Annotated in this window: 17 protein-coding genes; 5 read left to right on the forward strand and 12 right to left on the reverse strand. The window is 45.9% G+C overall.

What is annotated here, in order from left to right; all coding sequences use genetic code 11:
• Positions 1-32 precede the first annotated feature (32 nt).
• The gene (hrpB, locus tag UNITIG_RS20155) at positions 33-2627 is read left to right on the forward strand and encodes an ATP-dependent helicase HrpB (RefSeq protein WP_235015534.1); all 2595 of its coding nucleotides are present in this window, start codon (positions 33-35) and stop codon (positions 2625-2627) included.
• A 554-nt stretch (positions 2628-3181) separates the two neighbouring features.
• Here hrpB and UNITIG_RS20160 read toward each other — a convergent pair.
• From UNITIG_RS20160 to UNITIG_RS25225, 3 genes are all read right to left on the reverse strand, one after another.
• Positions 3182-3946 carry an SDR family oxidoreductase gene (locus UNITIG_RS20160; RefSeq protein WP_159931241.1) on the reverse strand — a complete coding sequence of 255 codons (765 nt, stop codon included), beginning with the start codon at positions 3944-3946 and terminating at the stop codon, positions 3182-3184.
• A gap of 105 nt (positions 3947-4051) precedes the next feature.
• Positions 4052-5008 (reverse strand): FAD-binding protein, encoded by a 957-nt coding sequence (locus tag UNITIG_RS20165; RefSeq protein WP_255399702.1) that lies wholly within the window; start codon positions 5006-5008, stop codon positions 4052-4054.
• Positions 5008-5484: an FAD-binding protein gene (locus UNITIG_RS25225; protein WP_255399703.1), complete on the reverse strand. Its 477-nt coding sequence runs from the start codon at positions 5482-5484 to the stop codon at positions 5008-5010. The genes UNITIG_RS20165 and UNITIG_RS25225 overlap by 1 nt, the downstream gene beginning before the upstream one ends.
• Before the next feature lie 425 nt (positions 5485-5909).
• On the opposite strand from UNITIG_RS25225, the gene UNITIG_RS20170 reads away from it, so the two are divergent.
• Positions 5910-6887, forward strand: coding sequence for a DMT family transporter (locus UNITIG_RS20170; protein ID WP_101760135.1), 978 nt, complete (start codon positions 5910-5912; stop codon positions 6885-6887).
• Here the strand turns inward: UNITIG_RS20170 and UNITIG_RS20175 are convergent.
• The gene (locus UNITIG_RS20175; protein WP_235015535.1) at positions 6863-7393 is read right to left on the reverse strand and encodes a methyltransferase; all 531 of its coding nucleotides are present in this window, start codon (positions 7391-7393) and stop codon (positions 6863-6865) included. The genes UNITIG_RS20170 and UNITIG_RS20175 overlap by 25 nt on opposite strands.
• A gap of 193 nt (positions 7394-7586) precedes the next feature.
• On the opposite strand from UNITIG_RS20175, the gene UNITIG_RS20180 reads away from it, so the two are divergent.
• Both UNITIG_RS20180 and UNITIG_RS20185 read left to right on the forward strand, forming a co-directional pair.
• Complete coding sequence (locus UNITIG_RS20180) at positions 7587-7982, forward strand: cereblon family protein (RefSeq protein ID WP_159931242.1); 396 nt, start codon at positions 7587-7589, stop codon at positions 7980-7982.
• 278 nt (positions 7983-8260) lie between these two features.
• Positions 8261-8950, forward strand: a complete 690-nt coding sequence (locus tag UNITIG_RS20185) for a pseudouridine synthase (RefSeq protein WP_101760137.1) — start codon at positions 8261-8263, stop codon at positions 8948-8950.
• A 39-nt stretch (positions 8951-8989) separates the two neighbouring features.
• Here the strand turns inward: UNITIG_RS20185 and UNITIG_RS20190 are convergent, their stop codons facing one another.
• The 8 genes from UNITIG_RS20190 to UNITIG_RS20230 form a co-directional block, all read right to left on the reverse strand.
• On the reverse strand, positions 8990-9181 hold the full coding sequence (locus tag UNITIG_RS20190) for a DUF3185 family protein (RefSeq protein ID WP_101760138.1): 192 nt from the start codon (positions 9179-9181) through the stop codon (positions 8990-8992).
• A gap of 44 nt (positions 9182-9225) precedes the next feature.
• Complete coding sequence (locus UNITIG_RS20195) at positions 9226-9384, reverse strand: YqaE/Pmp3 family membrane protein (protein ID WP_101760139.1); 159 nt, start codon at positions 9382-9384, stop codon at positions 9226-9228.
• Between the two features lie 206 nt (positions 9385-9590).
• Entirely contained in the window at positions 9591-10013 is a 423-nt protein-coding gene (locus tag UNITIG_RS20200; RefSeq protein ID WP_101760140.1) for a hypothetical protein, read from the reverse strand.
• Between the two features lie 86 nt (positions 10014-10099).
• Positions 10100-10540, reverse strand: coding sequence for a hypothetical protein (locus UNITIG_RS20205; protein WP_101760142.1), 441 nt, complete (start codon positions 10538-10540; stop codon positions 10100-10102).
• 96 nt (positions 10541-10636) lie between these two features.
• On the reverse strand, positions 10637-11560 hold the full coding sequence (locus UNITIG_RS20210; protein ID WP_101760144.1) for a hypothetical protein: 924 nt from the start codon (positions 11558-11560) through the stop codon (positions 10637-10639).
• Positions 11561-11601: 41 nt separating this feature from the next.
• A complete protein-coding gene (locus tag UNITIG_RS20215) occupies positions 11602-12675 on the reverse strand; it encodes a hypothetical protein (protein ID WP_101760145.1) in 1074 nt (357 codons plus the stop codon).
• 73 nt (positions 12676-12748) lie between these two features.
• Positions 12749-13552 (reverse strand): hypothetical protein, encoded by an 804-nt coding sequence (locus tag UNITIG_RS20220; RefSeq protein WP_101760146.1) that lies wholly within the window; start codon positions 13550-13552, stop codon positions 12749-12751.
• Between the two features lie 1458 nt (positions 13553-15010).
• The gene (locus tag UNITIG_RS20230; protein ID WP_235015536.1) at positions 15011-15799 is read right to left on the reverse strand and encodes a sulfurtransferase; all 789 of its coding nucleotides are present in this window, start codon (positions 15797-15799) and stop codon (positions 15011-15013) included.
• A gap of 226 nt (positions 15800-16025) precedes the next feature.
• On the opposite strand from UNITIG_RS20230, the gene UNITIG_RS20235 reads away from it, so the two are divergent.
• Complete coding sequence (locus UNITIG_RS20235) at positions 16026-16577, forward strand: DUF2244 domain-containing protein (protein ID WP_101760149.1); 552 nt, start codon at positions 16026-16028, stop codon at positions 16575-16577.
• Positions 16578-16586 lie beyond the last annotated feature (9 nt).

Here is a 16586-nt window from a genome sequence, read left to right on the forward strand (position 1 = left end):
GCGGCTAACACTGCCCAGCAAAGGACAAACCTTTGAACCGTCCCACCCTGCCAACGCTACCGATTAGCGAAGTTCTGCCAGCGATTCAGCAGCACTTGCAGCAACAGCATCAGCTAGTGTTGGAAGCCCCCCCCGGTGCCGGTAAAACCACATTGGTACCGTTAGCGCTATTGGATCAGGAATGGGCACAGGGCCAGCGAATTATTATGCTGGAACCCCGACGAATGGCCGCCCGCAATGCCGCCCACCGCATGGCCGAATTGCTAGGCGAAAAAGCCGGCGACACGATAGGCTACCGCGTCAGGCAAGACAGCAAAGTCAGCCAACACACTCGTGTTGAAGTCATTACCGAAGGCATCCTCACGCGGCTGTTAATGCAAGACCCGGCGCTGGAAGGCATTGCCGCTATTATTTTTGATGAATTCCATGAGCGCAGTTTGGATGGTGATCTCGGTCTGGCGCTCAGCCTGCAAAGCCGGGAGTTATTTCGAGACGCCGCGCAGCCTCTCAAACTCATCGTCATGTCGGCAACGCTGGACGGTGACGCCATAGCTCAATTGTTAGGTAAAGACCAAACCCCCATTGTACGCAGCCATGGAAAAATGTATCCGGTCGAAATCATCTATCAACAGGCCAAGCGATTTGACGACAATGTGGTTGAGCGCGTCACCACTACGCTATTACAGGCGGCAACAGAACAACGCGGCAGTATCCTGACTTTTCTTCCCGGCCAAGGTGAAATTCACCTGGTGATGCAACAATTAACATCACGCTTAACGGACAATACGGTGGTACTGCCACTGTACGGCGCACTCAGTCTGGCAGAACAACAACAAGCGATCGCACCGCTGGCGGATAACAGCCTGCGTAAAATTGTGTTAGCCACCGACATTGCCGAAACCAGTTTAACCATTGAAGGCATTACCGTTGTGGTGGATAGCGGCCTTTGCCGGCAACCGAATTTTGACCCTGCCACCGGCATGACCCGTTTGCGCACCAACACGATCAGCAAAGATTCCAGCATTCAGCGCATGGGCCGCGCCGGTCGTTTAAGCGCCGGAGTCTGCTATCGCCTGTGGAGTGAAGAGCAACAACAGCAACTGGCGCAACAATCACCGGCGGAAATTCTACAAGCCGATCTGGCCCCACTCGCCTTGCAATTATTATCCTGGGGCATTGATGATATTGAAGAATTACAGTGGCTGGATACACCGCCTGCCGGCCCCTTTAATCAAGCCCTGGATTTACTGGCTCAGCTTGGGGCTATCACTACTAAGACTGGACCAGCAACCCGCAAACTCAGCCACTGGCAACTCAGCGAGCATGGCCAACGGATGGCGATACTGCCCACGCACCCACGGCTGGCGCATATGCTGCTATGCAGCGTCGATTATCAATTGCTAGATACTGCCTGCGCCTTGGCAGCACTGTTAGCTGACCGCAGTCCATTAAGCCGCGAGTTTGGCGGTGATTTGGAATTGCACTTGGCGGTAGTAATGGGCGACACACCCTGTCATAGCCAACACAAGGCTTGGCTGCGACGCACACAACAACAAGCTAAATCTTTCGCCCAGTTGAGCCGGTCTTTCAAGGCAACGGCAACCAATACCCTACCGCCGCAACACGCCATAGGCTTTCTGTTAGCCTGCGCCTACCCGGACCGCATTGCCCGCCGCAAAACTGACAACCAGCAACAATATCAATTAAGCAACGGCCGCATTGCGCAAATCAATCCCGCCGAGGCATTAAGTTCGAATGAATGGCTGGCAGTAGTGGAACTCGGTGGTCGTATCGATAGCACCGGAAAAAGCCGGCACGATACGATTTATACCGGTAGCGCTTTTGACCCACTACTCTTGCAAAATGCACTGCAACACCTGGTTAGCAACAAGAACAATATTGAATGGCAGGACGACTCCGATCGCTTTGTTGCCGAACAACAGCAATGGCTGGGAAAATTAATTATTCAACGAAAAAAATCGCCATCGATTGACCCTGACAGCAAACGCCTAGCCGTATTGGCGCTAGTGCAAAAGCGCGGCCTGGGCCTGCTGCCCTGGACTAAAAAACTTCAGCAATGGCGGGCGCGAGTCAATTTAATTTTTCAAAGCGAGCAGCAACAAAACGACAAGCTCTGGCCTGACTTATCTGATCAAGCGCTACTCGCTACGCTGGACCAGTGGCTGGAACCTTATCTTGACCCTATCAATAAACTCGCCGATTTCAAGCAGTTGGATTTAGCCAATATTCTCAACGCTTTATTACCCTGGCCATTACCACAACAATTGGATCAGCTGGCACCGACACATCTGCGCGTACCTTCCGGTTCCAATATCGAAATTGACTACAGCGAAAACCCGCCACTGTTAAAAGTCAAACTGCAGGAAATGTTTGGCTGCACCCACACACCTACCATTGCCAACGGTAAGATAAAACTCAAAATTCATTTACTGTCGCCAGCGCAACGCCCCTTGCAAGTAACACAAGATCTGGAAGGGTTTTGGCAGAGTAGTTATGTAGAGATAAAAAAAGAAATGAAGGGACGCTACCCAAAACACCCGTGGCCGGATGATCCTTTACAAGCGCTGCCCACCAAGCTGACTAAGCGGCGACTGGCGAAGGAATAGGGTCGGGGTTGTGCGCCATTCCGAAAACCACCTTAATTTTTTCTGTAAAACTTCAAACCTCATTAACAACATGAAACGCAACCGAATCAAAACAGAAGCCCAATTATTTATTCGTCATTCCCAACTTGATCGCATTGCTGTCCGGGTTAAATAAATCGCTTTAGGGTTTCGGCCTTCAATAGTAATACGAACCTGTTGAATTGAGCTAAAGACTCGATTCTTTATTCGTCATTCCCGACTCCGATCGGGACAAAAGCACACAGTGCGTTGAACGCACGAATGTGCGGCCCTTTAGGGTGAGCGCAGCGAATCATCCAGTACTACGAAGTGCGTAGTTGGGAGTTTGAATTAAACTCGAGGAAAACTAGCTATTTTGCACCCTGTAGCTCTGGATCCCTGGCATACGCCGAGGATGACTTCAGCTTATTTATGGTGCATCGTATTTATTCTGACAATAATACGACTAAGCGGAATAATAATTCCGCAGCACCAACTAAAACCTAGCCATAAAAAAACCGGCCATCCAAGCCGGTTTTTTTTACACAACACCCAAATCAATTCGGTATTGCCTTGCCATCATAGTTATAGGATTTTTTACCCATTTTCGGATTCGCCTTGGCGATTACATCCCTCATCCCGGCAACACTTTCAGGTGGTTCAATACCTTTGCCACCAGCACCGGAGGCCGCTAACAAACGGGTATTCACCATACCAGGCCCCAGACGTAAAACAGTAATACCATCATCTTTTAAATCTTTCTGCATAGAAGCCATAGCCATGCTCATGCCTACCTTGGAAATTTTATACCAATACATATTAGAGATAAATGGCCCCATGGTAATTGAACCCAAGGCACTCGCTAACACCACAATTTTTTTCTGCTCACTGGCTTTAACATTTTCCAAAAAGGCTTCACTGACCCGCAGCGGGCCTTTGACATTCACATTGATAACCCAGTCCAATTCGTCGTAATCAAACTGACCCATTTTTTGTTTTTCATAGTCGCCCAGAACACCGGCATTATTAATCAGCACATCAATCGGCTGACCTTTGTATTTGGCGGCTAGCTCGGCAATATCGTTCACGTCAGTCACATCCAGACGCTCAACCTTGATATTACTATTGGCTTTAGCTAAAGCATTTAGTTCATTGGATTTTGCTGGTTTTCTGCTGGTGGCAATGACTGTCCAGCCTTGTGCTGCATACTGCTTTACAAATTCCAGACCTATGCCGCGATTTGCGCCAGTCACCAAAACGGTAGCTGCCTGCACTTGTATCGACAGCAATAAAGTAAAACATAGTAGGGCAATACGATTCATAAGCAACTCCACTGACCAAGATTGAAACGAGCTCAAGATCATAACAGTATTTAGTTACCACCAAGCCAACCTTAATGGTTTTTTGCAAACCTTTACTTACCCAAACTAACGGCTCGCTGCTGCCTTACCGGCCAACCGGCCTGAGAACGTGGCATCCCCCACCGACATACCACTGCTGTAACCATCGCCACGACGCACGATGCCACAAGCAGTGCGGCCTGCCGCATACAAACCTTTGATCACCTGCCCTTCGGCGGAGAGCACTTCACCGCTTGGCTGGGTATCCAAACCTCCCAAGGTAAAGAAGGAATAAAACGCACCACGGCCAGGCGTACAATCCAACGCCACCAATGGCGGCTCTATTGGCTTTAACCACTCGGCAGATTTATGAAACAAAGGGTCTTCACCCTTGGCTGCATGCTGGTTATACATGGCCAGCGTACCCGCTAATGAACCCGCCGTTAATTCCAGTTCCTGCTCTAACTCTTCGACCGAATCACCAGTGCCAGCCACCGGCGCAAAAATATAATTTATCTGTTCGTAGTTACCATAGTCTTCCACATTAAAAACCAGAAAAATGCGGTCCCCCGGTTGCTTTAACGCAAAGCTACCCACCCGACCGTGGTAACAATCTTCGTTAATAAAGCGCTGCCCCATTTGATTGATAAAAATACCATTGGTTAACGACGCCGGTTGATAGTAAGCAATGCTGACAAAACCCTCATGCATATTTATCGCTGCACCACCGACCCCCATACCCATTAAAATGCCGGTACCCATATCACCCGGGTTACCCGTTTGATAATTGCAGCGCAATAAATCCGGCGCATACTGTTTCAGCATGGCGTCATTCATCACAAAACCACCGGCGCAAAGAATCACCCCTTTGCGGGCGCGAACATTTAACTCCTGCTGATTGATGCGTACCACCAAACCCTGCACTGCACCTTCATCATCTATGATCAAGGTCAGCACCCGGGCTTCATACTCAACCCGTATACCGCGCTCGGTAACGTTGTTAGACATCACGCTCATCACCAGTGCGCCGCCTTTATCGCCCATCACTTCCGGGTTATGGCCTCGGGCACCGGCTTGGCCAATTGATTAAACGGGTAGGCTTTTTCATTGCCGCTGTACAACAGGCAATCATCATTTAATGGCATCACCGCCCGCTCTTTATGCTCGGACATTTTGAATGGCACACCGCAACCTACCAGCCATTGGTAATGTTCCAGACTATGTTCAACGTAGTTGCGGATTTTGGCTTCATCCGCTTGCGCGCCGTTACTGGCCATCATGTAATTAAACATATCCTCCTTGCTGTCTTCATAGCCACACGCTTGCTGCACTGGTGTGCCACCGCCCAGATAAATATCCGCCCCCGATAAAGCAGTAGAGCCACCTGCAGCTGAGGCCAACTCAAAAATAATCACCTCAGCACCGGTATCGTGCGCCTCTATAGCAGCACTTGCCCCGGCGCCACCAAAGCCGGTCACCGCTACATCGGTTTCCATATGCCATTCGACAATGGTCGACATTTTTCGGGCTGGGTCGCCAGAGTTTTGTTAGCCATAATAAATCCTGAGTGCTTTGCTGGGAGTGTTTTAAAACTTTAAATCAGACAAGAGAATATGCCTATTACGATTCGGCAATACTTCATCTTTTTAGGTTAGAAACCATTGCTGCTTTCCTTGATAACCAAAGCAGGCTATCCTACAAACGCTTAACCACAATTAATAAGTACAGTATTAGACAAACCCCAATGAACAGTATCAGCAATCAAACAGTAAAGGTCTGGATCCTGTGGCTAGCCAGCTACAGCGGTCGCTTATTGTCTTAATACTTTTATCAACACACAATAACCCAGGGCCGCGATTAGAACGCGGCCTTTTTGTTTCAGTCATTTAATCCAGCAGAAAACCGCCTTATCGCAGCCCTCCAATACCACTATGGAGGAAACCCAATGAACCACCCACACCACAAGCCACCACCGCCCGGGCAATTGCTGCTGGGCTTTGGCATGGTATTAATAGCCACCGCCTTATTTTCCAGCAAAGCGATTTTTATTAAGCTGGCCTATCGTCAGGGCGCCGAGCCGGAGATGGTAATGGCACTGCGGATGCTGTTTTCACTGCCGTTTTATTTATTTATCGCTGTGTACGCCAGCCGCCGCTTTCATCAAACAATACCTGCGCCAACACTGGCACTCACCTTTGCCTTGGGTATCTGCGGTTATTATTTAGCGAGCGCCTTTGATATTTATGGTTTGCAATACATCAGCGCCAGCCTGGAGCGCCTGGTACTTTATATTTACCCAACCGTAGTCGCTATTATGGCTGTCGTTTTCTTAGGTGAGCGCATTCGGCTCGCACAAGGTGTGTGCATCGCCGTGATTTATGCGGGTTTGGTGTTTGTCTTTTTTAATGATCTGACACTGCACGACCAAACCAGCGTGATGGCTAGCCCGATAGGTAGCATCCCCGCTCTTTACTTTGGCGGCGGATTGGTTTTTATCAGTGCTATCTGTTTTGCCATTTATATTATCGGCAGCGACTTTGTGATGCGCAGCTTACCCAGCCAGCTCTATACCGCCTACGCCATGTTGGCTGCGTGTACCGCCATTGCGGTTCATTTTATTAGCCTGCAAACGCCAGCCGCGCTATTAACACAAACACTACAGGTGTATGTTTTAACGTTGATCATCGCCATTTTTTGTACAGTGCTACCATCCTTTATGTTGTCAGCTGGCATCCAGCGAGTCGGTGCCACCACCGCCGGCACCATTGGCTCACTAGGGCCCATTGCGACACTGGCCTTAGCGGTAATGCTATTGGACGAAGTATTAACCATAACGCAATTGCTAGGGTTTGTAGTGGTGATGATTGGCGTCACCGCCATGGGGAAATTAAAACACGCTCACCCCGTAGCTTCGCCAAAATAAATACGTACATCGCGGAATTCATCAAATTCGTCAAGGTCGGGTACCGTGGTGCCCGCACGGCGATCAATGAGTTGATACGGTGGATAATCAAAATTTTTCACCCGCGAATCCGCCACCAGCACCTGCCCTGCTCGCGCTAAAAATCGCGCCAGCCATGGCAGGTTTTCTTTGTCATACAAAACATCGGCAACGATAATAATATCGACCGCTTCATCGATAGCATAAAAATCGCTATAGAGCGTTATGGCCACTTGATTATGGTTGGCATTCGCCTGCGTCGCGATCAATGCATCAGCATCAATATCACAGGCGATCACCTTGGCCGCCCCTGCTTTGGCCGCCGCAATCGCCACCACGCCGGAACCGCAACCAAAATCCAACACCCGTTTGTCTTTGACCCACTCAGGATGCTCAACAATAAATTGCGCCAACACTAAACCACTGGCCCAACAAAAAGCCCAATAGGCCGGGTAATTCATCACCGCCAGCATCTCGTCATGACTCAATTGCTGCTGCGGAAAATCTTCATTGATTAAAACAACTCGATGCCCGCCGTTAACGGTAACGCCATCAACTCTGCTCGGGCCGCAGGCAGCACTTGTTGCAGCAGGGCGGTTAATGTCGGGGCAATTGTCGCGGTCATAGCTTATGGATTCGGCTTGGGAAAAGTTGGCTATAATAACAAAAGAGGCACCGCTGATGAGCGATATTCAATTAGATACAGTCGAGAAAATGCTACATTTGCTGGATGATATCGACGGCGATCTGTGGCTTTGCCGTTTTTGCCTCAACCCCATCACCCGCAGCAACCAGCAAACCACTATCGGACTGCATCAACAATACCGCTTTACCAACCCTGCCGGTATCACTTACAGCATCCGCTGTTTTCAACATGCGCCAGGGTGTAGCATCAGCAGTCAGGCAACGGCTGAGCATAGTTGGTTTGGTGGCTATCAGTGGCAGTTAGCTAGCTGTAGTGAATGTGAGCAGCATTTGGGGTGGTATTATTTTAGTAAGGATGACCAGTTGCCTGATCAGCGGTTTTTCTTTGGGTTGATTGGGGATCGGTTGGTATATGAGTTGCGGCAACCATAGGTGGGTTCCCATGCGGCAAATCATTTGTTCTTTTTCACTACAACTTGTCATTCCCGACTCCGATCGGGAACCCAGTCTACGGAGTGCGTATTTTCTATTTATGCCCGAGTTTATTTTAAGTTTTGATTACTTAGTTAGTTTGCCGGGGGTTGCCCGGCGGCAAGTCACTTCTTTTGTCTAAAAGAAGTAACCAGGAAAAGTTATTCACTGGGGATAAAAGTTAGATCTGACCTCACGTAAAACTTGCGTTAAACTAGCCTCCGACTAAAGCCATAAAAATGACCCACGCCGTGCCTGATACTCAAACCTCCGCTGATTTTATTGTGCCGCCTTGCCATCAAGCGGTGGAAGTGTTGTGGCAGGATGATGACTTGCTGTTGGTCAACAAACCTTCGGGCTTGCTGTCAGTGCCGGGCAAGCACGAGGCCAATAAAGATTGCTTAATTAGCCGAATACAAATTGATTATCCGCAAGCGCGGATTGTGCATCGCTTGGATATGGATACCTCAGGGGTGATGGTATTGGCGCTGAATGCCGAGTGTCATCGCGCGCTTAATCGCTTGTTTGCTGAACGGCAGACTACCAAGCAGTATGAAGCTGTGGTGTTTGGTTTGCTGGAGCAAGAGCAAGGGGATATCGACTTACCGTTAATTTGTGATTGGCCCAATCGGCCCAAACAAAAAGTGGATCATGAGCACGGTAAAGCGGCTAGTACGCATTATCAGGTTTTGGATTACGATCAACAAAATCATTGCACTCGGATATTGTTAACGCCGATCACTGGCCGCTCGCATCAACTGCGCGTGCATTTGGCGGAAATTGGGCATCCGATTTTGGGGTGTAATTTTTATGCGCATGATAAGGCGAAAGCAATGGCGGAGAGATTGTTGTTGCATGCTCGGGGGTTGGAGTTTGTTCATCCGGTGACTGGGGAGAGGGTTTTGGGAGTTAGTAGGTGTCCGTTTTAGTATTAATAACTTTTACTCTTCCCACCAACCCCAAACATTTTATTTCACTTTGATAATTCCAATCACAAGACATATCGCCCCGCCAATCATACCGACCCAAGCCTCAATAGGCGTGTCACCACTCAACGCTCTACTAACTTTAGAACCCGCCGCGTCGTAGACGTCATAACCCCAAAAGGCCAAACCCACACCGACAATAATGAGTATTATGCCAATAACTTTATTATTCATATTCACTCCAAATATATTATGTATATGCCAGACAGCTTAAAAATTTATTTTGTAACCAACCACAGTGCGTGAAGGATGCCTGGAACATAGAAAAACAAACACAGGACAACATTGATAAGAAGATCTTTGCCTGCACCATTTTTAAGAAAAACAGCTAGTGGCGGCAATACTATTGCAATAATTATCAAGACTAATTTATTCATCACGGCACTCCCGGATTGTTTAATTATTTACACCAACCAGCCTCGGAACACCCAAACCAAACTGATCATTTTTCAATCGATACGACCCCTTTTATTCCTTAAATCGATACGACCCTATTTATTTTTCAAAACTGATCACTTTTAAATCGATACGACCCCTTTTATTCCTATACGACCCCTTTTATTCCCCCCTTTTATTCCTGCTTTTATTCCTGCATTTGGCTCATGGCATCAGCCCCTTGAGATATTTGTTCAGCGCTTACGTAAATACCACTTTCGGAATCAAAAGCTACACCATTATATGTAAGCATTAAAACTTTGGCGGTATAAAATGCTGCAATCATTTCTTTCATTTCGCCACCCCACCTAAATTGAAAAGCTATTGATGTACTGAAATTTACTTCACTGTTTGGTGGGATTTCATCCTTTAATTTTGATGCATCATAGACATAAACTTCCACACCTGATTCAGAACCAGAAACTTTCATTGGCAGAAAACCAGATTGTGAAGATAGATTATCAGTAACGCTAATCTCTAGCGGAACAGAAAGCTTTTCGGCCGCAGAATTAATATCTGTAGCTGAGGGAATCTGCTCTAAAGCTAATATTATATATAGACTCATTGACATATATTTCTACCTCTGATGATTTGCATATAACGCCTTTAGCATGTGCGCCGAGCTTTTCGGCATCGCATGGCTAAAATTGTTATAAATTATTGCTGCTTAACAAACGGGTGCTCAAAATCAAGAACCCATGAATTTTCGGCATGGCTGGCAATATATAGGTTTAAGCCATCAATGTAGTACATGATTTCCGAATTACTCTCTGATTCATTATTAATTAGCCGAGCATGAGTGGCTTCTATTCCGTCACTCGTTACAACCATTCCAATATGGGAGTAATCTAATGAATCCTCTGTTTCAAGAAATGGGTCTCCGGCACATCGGGTTTCATTATAGCCTTTAGAGATCCATGTTATGGTGGTTTCGGAAATTTCGAGAGTAGACTGAGTTGATCCGGAGTTTGCACTATCAAGGCATCCTCTTCTCCAGGTTCCTCTTGCCTCTTCGGGCACTGTCGCGCCACTGTTGCTACTCCCGTTGTCGCAGGCGCTTACAAACAAAACTACAAATATTAGAGCTATACTTCTCATGAATATCGATCCTTGATTATTGTTTATAACGCCGCGCTCTGGGACAAACCGAAGCGAAGCGTAGGTTTGACCCTAGCAGCGCCTTGTTACGTGTGCTCACGCTAGCAACCCATCATACTTTCTGGGGAGCAATGCAAATTCACCCCAGCCCAAATTTTTAAAACACAGGCCTGTACCGTTATCACTTACTTTGCCATAAACAATAACAGTTCTGCCAATTGATGCATCGGTAATGCCATGACTTCTTTGATGTCTATCTTGTAACTTGATGCAAAAATCCTGAACACCTATTTGATTATTTTTTAAATAGGTCATGCGTATATTATCTGGTCTTTTGTGCTCACCTAAATGGATGGTACTTTCGATAGTTCCGAAGTAAAGCTTTGGCTCATCATCTTCCTCTTGGATTTTTTCTACAGGGTGAAGCAGATCGACTAGTCGTATTGAGTATTTTTTATTTGGAAAGTAATAATATTTGTAGAGATTCTCGTCAAAATTCCTACAAATACCAGCCACAGTGGTAATCTTACTTGGAAGCTTGAAGGACTCACCTCTATGCCGTCCTATAGGTACATCTGAGATAGGGCCATCGATATCTTCGACGGGAGTTTCATCGTATTCACCCCCTGCGTCATCGGGAAGCTCAGGCTTATCTTTAATAAACCCATCTACTATGACTAGGTTTTCATCATCTATAGCTTTACGTGCCTCTTCATATGTTTCATACCTCTTTCCTTCAGGCTTGCTAGAACGAAGATCGCACTTGATTTCTTTGTAAGCTGCTAAGTGGCAAAAATATGCCTCCCGACCATTAGAAAAATGTTCCTTTTGCTTTGGCACTCTATTTAGATTTGTGAAACAAACAGGACAAAACAAAGAACCGTCCATCTCTGATCGATATTCCGATGGGGCAACCCTGGCAGCATCTCGTTTCAGCACGTCTTGGTTGCCATTTTCATAGCTCCAACCAACTAGCTGCAAAGCGTATTTAATCCTTCGTTTACTGTCAGCTTCAGCCATCTGAGCGTTCCTTCTGTGATCGGACTAATTACACGTAACGCCTAAAGAAGCCGCGCATTTATGCGTCGGTTTGCTTTACTTGTTAGGTATTGGTCAAGAAACCGCTGCGTATAAGGGGTTTCATTGAATTCATTAACTGCAATCATAGTATTCTGAAGGTCAGCACCAATAAAATTCCAACAAATCATAAATGACGGTACTTTGTTATCAATTGGATCATTCAGCTTGAGAATTTCTTTCATGTTTTCAGCATTACCTGAAAGGCTACCGCTTGCTAATACTATATGTACACCAGTGATTGGGAGATTAATTCGTGACCACAGCACCTTCTGATTATCTATGGAAGCTTGTCTCTGACTAAGCATGCAGGTAACTAGGACCCAGTAATCCATTGCTGGGAGGTCTGTTAATCGATCAGCCAACCCTTCTGTGTCTCCATTGTCGTTATGCAGAAGAGCTTTCATGGTAGCTGAAAGATATTCATATGATTCTTTACTACCCTTCATCCACATATGATCGGGGTCAACCTTATCAATAATTGCCTTGAAATCGTTTTGAACAAAGTCGATGCCAACCTTTGCTTCAATATGATCAGTGGTATTTGAAACCATTCGAGTTAAATAATGAATAATATCAATAGAGGACGCTCCATGCCTGACAAGTTCTTCAATCACTTTCTGTGGTAACGTTCCAGCACATGTAATGTCATTTTGGTTTGCAAATTCAATATGACTTTTACCCCTGCAATTTTTTCCATCAACTATCGATAAAACCAGTATATGTTTACAATTTTCGTAGGGTACTGCAAAGCTATCATGCTCATTCTTTCCTTTTAAAGTGCGGCCACCTTTCCATTCTTTTAGCCACCCTTGAGCTTGATTTAGGTTGTGATGCGAGCATTTTTCGGACTTTAACTGATTTCTCTTAACTCCTTTACCGCTTTGGTAATAACGCATATATATCAGCACTACACAATCATTAACATACCAAACAAGGTCAGCAGGTTCGCGTGTTGCATTTCCTTTCCTATACTCATCGGGCTCAAATACAAACTCTGAACCAATAGAGTATTTTGAAATCAAGGAAAGTAACTGTTCCTGCTTATTCTGTGGCACGTAGATACCTAACGCCTTAAGAAGGGGCTGCCGGTTAGGCAGTCCCGCTTGCTTAATTTGTTAGGCATTTTATTTAGCACGGTATTTCCTCAATATACTGAACATTTTTCATCTTTTTCATGTCATCCAGAGCCCACGATATTTTACCCATATCTATTGATGTAAGTATATGCTGTGAAGGAAATACAACTTTATCTGTTTCTATAGGAAAAATTCTACTCATCTTTGGCAGGTTAAAGAATTCCGTTGATTTAATGCCTTTTTCTCTAGTTGCAAAGACAAAAACATATAGGGGGCCACAAATAAAGCCAACTGATTGTGAGTTTCTATTTAAATTTCCCAGTGGAGGATTAGGTCCATCTGGTGAAGTGGCCAGTATTTGAGATATCCTAAGCCATGCAGAATCTGATGAGTGATCATGCTTGCCTATATACACCGCATAATAATCTGGCACCTTATTTTCAGTGCGCAGCGTATTTCTGTCATTTTTTGGAGTTACCGATATGTCTTTATCAGCATACTCGCCAACAATGACTTTCATTGCAATCCAGCGTGATAGAATATCTTGATCTGATTTTTCAAGGATTACCGGTTCGTTTTGAAGTATCTTCGAAAGCATTGGCTTAACTTCACTTTCAAGTCTGCTCATCCAGCCGCTATTACACGCTCTGCACACGACACGAAATTTTGTAGTTGTAAGATGACCTTGTCTTTTTAGTTCTTTGGCATCAACTTGCTCTTTCCATTTAAAAGTATTCGTTTCACGAATATTTTCTCCGTCGCCCTCTAAAGGCAAAAACGGGTGCATCCACTCTGGCCATAAGTGTTCTTTGCTTTTCTTTCCATTTAAATTGCAAAAAATACAAGGATTACTCATAGCTTGAGATGCCTAACGCTGAGTTAATGGGCAGCGTTGCTGCGAAGCAGCGCTTTTAGCTGTCCAGCCAGCTTGCTGGCGAACATTGAACGTATTGTTACATTTTGATCTTGGCACAATCTTCAATCCTTGAGCTTGTGTAGATTTTATTGTCCTTTAGCTCCGTTTGGAAAGCTAGGGTGGAGCTTGTTAACTCTATGATTTTGAATTTATTCTCATGTGGCCATTGCGAGTCTTCGGTGTGGCCATTTCTCTCTACAGAGGTAATTTTATTAATGTACTTCCCAAATTTAACCTCCCATTTTCCTCTATCTGTAAATCCTTCCTTATAGCCATCCGATGAGTAATCCATTTTATATATTGTATGGTCACCGTTCTTTTCGAAAACAAGACAATATGCCGAGCGTCCAAATTGGTTTTCTGTAGATCCATTCCAGTGGCCGACGATGGTCTCTCGGTATTCTGTGTCATGAAGAACACACCCTGTCAGGAGGGTTAGGATGAAGATGGACAGTAAATATTTAGTTTTCATATTTTAAATATGTAACGCTTATTATATAGACCTGTCGGTATAAGTTACTTCAACCCGACCAGTCGGTATATGTTGTCAAAAGGGATAAATTACAGAATGGTCAGTATAAGTAGCCTAACGTTCTATTGTCATTCTTCCCTAACGTATTGTTTTTGTTATTAAACGGATAATACTCACAATCAGGCTTAGTTCAAGAGACAATGTGATCTGATGGCCAATTAACAATTAAGGTTTAAATATCCCTTAATGAATCGCAAAGCGATTCATGCCCTTGACTTACTTCCCCTAAAAGGAGGCGAGCAACGGAGGAAATTTGCGGCCCTTAGAGCAAACGAATGTTTGACTCAAATACGCTAAGGCGTATTTTCGCCCTACGGGCGACCTAGCGGTCGTCCAAATTGCAGTGCAATTTGTGACTCAAATACACTAGGAAATATTTTCACCTTGCAGGCGACCTGAAGGTCGTCCAAATTGCAGTGCAATTTGTGACTCAAATACACTAGGAAATATTTTCACCCTACTGGCAACCTAAAGGTTGTCCAAATTGCAGTGCAATTTGTGAGTGAGTTCGACAAAAAGCTAAGCTTTTTGCTACGAGCCGGAACGGCGAAGCCCGTAGGGTAATAAAACGCCTTAGAGTTTTATTATTAACTGCGTCCCGTTATTTTCTGAGTAGCGCAGTGTACCCGCAGGGGCGACTGACCGGGGAATCACTTTTCTTGGTTACTTCTTTTAGATAAAAGAAGTGACTTGCCGCCGGGCAACCCCGGCAAACTATCTAAGCAATTGAAACTTAATAATTAAACTACGATATAAGAATAGAAACATGCACTCTGTAGCTCTGGATTCCTGATCAAGTCAGGAATGACAATAGTGTAAAAAAAACCTACCCAGAGCCATTCTCCAACAACAAATACGAACACCAATCACTCCACCCCCAACATACAACTTGGCATCCTCCCGCCCGACTCAGCCAACGCCAACAAATTCACACAAGCCGTCACCCCGGAACCGCAATACACCACAACATCCTCCTGCGCTAAAACATCCCCCCACCGCTGCTGCGGATCAGCCTGCATCAAACCCTGCGCATCGGTGACTTCCTGCCAGGGAAAATTAACTGCACCATTGATATGCCCGGCAATGGGATCGATTGGTTCCTGCTGACCTAAAAAACGCGCCTTTTCGCGTGAATCTATTAATACTGAAGATTGGCTATGAGGGATGGTTTTCACTTCATTGATATCGACCACCATCGCGGCATTGAGTGTGGCTGAAAAATTTCCCGACTGCGCGGCTATAGGACTCTCATTATCCACTGGCAAATCTAACTGGCGCCAAGCGCTGAAGCCACCATCTAACACTTTAACGTTGTCGTGACCAAGGTAGCGCAGCAACCACCACAGACGAGAGGCAAAGGCAAAACGATGGTCATCATAGGCCACTATCAGTGTTTGTTGATTGACACCTAAGTCCCGCAATATTGCTGCCAAGGTTTCACTATCGGGTAAGGGGTGACGACCACCGTGTACTGACTTAATGCCGGAGAGATGTTTATCCAGATGCAGGTAATGGGCACCGCTGATATGGGCCTGTTGGTAATTACGCTCGCCCTCTTCGGTATCGGCCAGTGAAAAACGGCAATCAATGACAACGACGTTGGGCTGCTGATAACAATCCGCCAGCTTTGCTGCACTAATCAGGTATTTGAACATATTCGCTCCCAAGCACTTTAATCACTACTAACCCCTTTCGTAGAGGTAGGTGATTTTTTAATCGACAGGTGTACAATCGGTGCATAATAACAGTAAGGGCACCTCTGAATAATGGCAAATGCTCTCTGGCCTCCAGATAAATTCAGGATTAAGGCAGCGCTACGCAGGCATGCTGGTTGCGCAGAGAACGTTTGCCATTATTTAGAGTTGCCCTCGGGAGAGACCAGTGATTACTGTTTCCGCCATTAGCGATTATCCCGCCACTGCGGCTCTTGATGAGACCGCCAGTTATATTATTGCCCAACCTAATCAATCGGCCAGCTGGCAGCGCAATAAGCAAATTTTAATTGTGGTTGGGCTGTTATCCGGTGTGGTGGCCACGGTTTTTAGTTTGATTGGTGCCTGGTTAATTTTACCGGTGACTGGTCTGGAAATTACCGCGCTGGGCAGTGCCTTGTATATTGTTTGCCGGCAAGCGCGCCAGCGCCATATTATTCGTTTTTGCGGCGAGCATTTGATTATTGAAAAAGGCTTTAACAAGCCACAGCAATTCTGGCGGCTGGATAAAGCGCAGTGCCGCTTGCTGGTGCAAAGACCTGCGCACAGCTGGGAGTCGATTCATTTAGAGATTACTCACACCAACGCCGTCGGGGAATCACTGCAAATTTCGCTGGGCGAGTTTTTGAATAGAGCGGATAGCGAACAATTGTTGGCTACGTTGCGACAACAAGGTTTAGCCGTTCGCAATGATAGTTACAACGTTGAACAAGCGATTTAACCGACGGTT

It is taken from the genome of Oceanicoccus sp. KOV_DT_Chl (genome assembly GCF_900120175.1).
Classification (GTDB): domain Bacteria; phylum Pseudomonadota; class Gammaproteobacteria; order Pseudomonadales; family Dasaniaceae; genus Oceanicoccus.

Bases quoted from the DNA above. Each gene is read 5' to 3' on its own strand.
- UNITIG_RS20220 (WP_101760146.1), bottom strand. From the start codon at position 13,552: ATGAGTAATCCTTGTATTTTTTGCAATTTAAATGGAAAGAAAAGCAAA.
- UNITIG_RS20190 (WP_101760138.1), bottom strand. From the start codon at position 9,181: ATGAATAATAAAGTTATTGGCATAATACTCATTATTGTCGGTGTGGGT.
- UNITIG_RS20170 (WP_101760135.1), top strand. From the start codon at position 5,910: ATGAACCACCCACACCACAAGCCACCACCGCCCGGGCAATTGCTGCTG.
- UNITIG_RS20195 (WP_101760139.1), bottom strand. From the start codon at position 9,384: ATGAATAAATTAGTCTTGATAATTATTGCAATAGTATTGCCGCCACTA.
- UNITIG_RS20200 (WP_101760140.1), bottom strand. From the start codon at position 10,013: ATGTCAATGAGTCTATATATAATATTAGCTTTAGAGCAGATTCCCTCA.
- UNITIG_RS20180 (WP_159931242.1), top strand. From the start codon at position 7,587: ATGAGCGATATTCAATTAGATACAGTCGAGAAAATGCTACATTTGCTG.
- UNITIG_RS20230 (WP_235015536.1), bottom strand. From the start codon at position 15,799: ATGTTCAAATACCTGATTAGTGCAGCAAAGCTGGCGGATTGTTATCAG.
- UNITIG_RS20185 (WP_101760137.1), top strand. From the start codon at position 8,261: ATGACCCACGCCGTGCCTGATACTCAAACCTCCGCTGATTTTATTGTG.
- UNITIG_RS20165 (WP_255399702.1), bottom strand. From the start codon at position 5,008: ATGGGCGATAAAGGCGGCGCACTGGTGATGAGCGTGATGTCTAACAAC.
- UNITIG_RS20160 (WP_159931241.1), bottom strand. From the start codon at position 3,946: ATGAATCGTATTGCCCTACTATGTTTTACTTTATTGCTGTCGATACAA.
- UNITIG_RS25225 (WP_255399703.1), bottom strand. From the start codon at position 5,484: ATGTCGACCATTGTCGAATGGCATATGGAAACCGATGTAGCGGTGACC.
- UNITIG_RS20210 (WP_101760144.1), bottom strand. From the start codon at position 11,560: ATGGCTGAAGCTGACAGTAAACGAAGGATTAAATACGCTTTGCAGCTA.
- UNITIG_RS20205 (WP_101760142.1), bottom strand. From the start codon at position 10,540: ATGAGAAGTATAGCTCTAATATTTGTAGTTTTGTTTGTAAGCGCCTGC.